At 58.8% G+C, this 2,736-nt stretch carries 2 protein-coding genes and 1 pseudogene; all 3 read right to left on the reverse strand.

Features of this window, described 5'->3' with window-relative positions:
* Positions 1-85: 85 nt before the first annotated feature.
* The gene (locus tag DW233_RS01630) at positions 86-1,345 is read right to left on the reverse strand and encodes a nucleotide sugar dehydrogenase (RefSeq protein ID WP_118266349.1); all 1,260 of its coding nucleotides are present in this window, start codon (positions 1,343-1,345) and stop codon (positions 86-88) included.
* Between the two features lie 162 nt (positions 1,346-1,507).
* Complete coding sequence (locus DW233_RS10570; protein WP_118266351.1) at positions 1,508-1,984, reverse strand: DapH/DapD/GlmU-related protein; 477 nt, start codon at positions 1,982-1,984, stop codon at positions 1,508-1,510.
* Positions 1,985-2,218: 234 nt separating this feature from the next.
* Positions 2,219-2,736: pseudogene (locus DW233_RS01640) on the reverse strand (hypothetical protein); the annotation flags it as partial.

The following is a 2,736-nucleotide window of genomic DNA, read 5'->3' on the forward strand; positions in this document are numbered from 1 at the left end:
ATCGGCTAATGCCGAACACCCCCGCCCTCGACGCGGTTAAAATAGCGAATGATTGAAGCGGATCAGCCTGGTTCCGCCCTCTTCCCTAATCCCGCTTAAACAAATCCCGCGTGTACACCTTGTCCGCCACGTCCGCGAGTTCGTCGCTCCAGCGGTTGGCGACGATAACGTCGCAGCCGGCCTTGAAGGCCTCCAGGTCGTGGGTCACCTCGGAGCCGAAGAACTCCGGCGCGTCCAGCGTGGGCTCGTAGACCACCACGGGCACGCCCTTGGCCTTCACGCGCTTCATGACGCCCTGGATGGAGCTCGCGCGGAAGTTGTCGGAGTTCGACTTCATCGTCAGGCGGTAGACGCCCACGACCGGCTTCTCCTTGCCGGCGTACACACGGTCCCACACCATCTGCAGCACCTCGTCGGCCACGAAGTCCTTGCGGGTGCGGTTGGCATCCACGATGGCCTCGATCAGGTTCTGGGGCACGTCCCTGTAGTTGGCCAGCAGCTGCTTGGTGTCCTTGGGCAGGCAGTAGCCGCCGTATCCGAAGCTGGGGTTGTTGTAGTGGCTGCCGATGCGCGGCTCCAAGCACACGCCGTCGATGACATCGCGGGTGTTGAGGTCGCGGACCTCGCAGTAGGTGTCGAGCTCGTTGAAGTAGGCCACGCGCAGCGCCAGGTAGGTGTTGGCAAAGAGTTTCACGGCCTCGGCCTCGGTGGTGCCCAGCACGAGTTCTGGGATGCCGATGGTTCCGTCAGCGTTCACACGCTCCAGCTCGGCGGGATCCGCCCCTTGGGCAAGCAGGCGTGCGAAGCGCTCGGCAGCCGCGACGGCGTCGACGTCCTCCTTGGGCGCGCCCACCACGATGCGGCTGGGGTGCAGGTTGTCGTAGAGGGCCTTGCTCTCGCGCAGGAACTCGGGGCTGAAGAAGATCTTGCTGTCGCCCAGCCTCTCGCGCAGGCCCGCGGTGTAGCCGACGGGAATCGTCGACTTGATGACGATCCAGGCATCCGGGTTCACCGAGCGAACGGCGGCGATGGCAGCCTCGACGGAGGAAGTATCAAAGAAGTTCTTATCGGAGTCGTAGTTGGTGGGTGTGGCGATTACGGCGTAGTCGGCGCCCGCATAGGCCTCGGCCACGTCGACAGTGGCGTGCAGGTCGAGCTCGCGCTCCCCCGCCTTGGCCTCTGTCAGGAAGCGCTCAATCTCGTCATCCTGGATGGGCGATATGTAGTTGTTGATCTTCTCGACCTTCTCGGGCACGATATCCAGCGCGTGGACCTCGTTGTGCTGAGAGAGCAGGACGACGAGGGACAGGCCGACGTAGCCGGTACCGGCAACAGCGATCTTCATGTCATTCTCCAATTGTCAAAGAACATTAATTCATACGAATTGTGACTACTTCTGCAGGTAATGGATCATAAGTCACACCTGCACTTCATTTAGATGACTCTAAGCCGCTCTTAAGCAGGGGCGTAGGCTGGCATCCCAGAATTACTAACTAAGGCTTCGATTTCAAACTGGATTCTTGGCGCAATATTCCAAAAAATCTTGAAAACTATCAAACTTGGGCTGAGATCTAAGGAATTCCTTTTTGAGCACATTTGGATCGACTCCGTTTAACGTGAAAAGCCCTGGACATTTATGAAGAGTTTCTTCGGAATGTGGCAAATAAAGCCATGCAAAAGCATTTGACATCTGATTAACGCTTGGCCAACAGCCATTACGTTTTTTATACGCGCTCGCATAAGCAACGGCACTCTCGAGTTCTCGTTCCTGCCGTTTTGAGGCAAATTCAGATAAAGAACAAACGAGCCTGGCTGGATTGCCTGCGATTACAGAGCCTTCAGGCCATGAGCCGGAGACAACCGAACCTGCGCCAATAATTGAGTTTGCGCCAATATTGGATCCCATCAGCACGATGGCGTGAGCGCCAATGAAGACATTGTCCCCAATGACTGTTTCTCCAGCCTCTCCGAAATGCCCCCCCAGATTGCAACACTACTGAGCGACTGTAGTCATGGCAGAGAATGTGCACATACCCGGTTACCTTCACGTACTTCCCAAACCGAAGCATGTGCGGCCGCTGCAGGTCGACGTTGATGGTCTGCGCGTCGAAGAAGTAGCACCCCTCGCCGACCTCGACGCCCCTGCGCCTAAGATAGTCCGCGAACGCCTCGGACGAGTGAGCATGCGGATAGAGGATCCTCTTGGCTAGCTCCTTTATCATTCAGGCTTGCCTCCCTTGTAGTCGGGGTTTCCCTTGTCGCTGATCTTCTTGGCTGGCACTCCACCGATAGAGATACCCGGCTCGCCGAAACTCTTGTTCACCACGGCGTTCGCCCCCACGGCGATGCGGTCGGACACCTCAATGCGCCCGAACAGCTTCGCACCCGGCCCAATGTAGACGTCGTCGCCAATGGTCGGAGCCTCATCGGGCACGCCAGCCCGCGTACCTATGTTCACGCCCACGTGGATTCTGCAGTTCCTGCCGATGCGCGCATAGGGGCTGACGACGATAGGGCCAACATGCGCGATGCTGAGCCCGCTGTCGAAGACGTTGAGCGGGATCGAGAACCCGAGCCGAGCTTCCATGCGCGCCAGCCGTAGCGAGAGAAACTTGCCCCAAAACACGGTGAGGGGCGTCTTGGGCCGGTTGTGCCAGTACTCCGACCGGCGCAGCAGCCGCTCGAACTTCCAGACGTAATCCACAGGACCGGGACGAACCCCCCCCCCCCCCCCCC

Source organism: Collinsella sp. AM20-15AC (assembly GCF_003471405.1).
Lineage (GTDB): Bacteria > Actinomycetota > Coriobacteriia > Coriobacteriales > Coriobacteriaceae > Collinsella.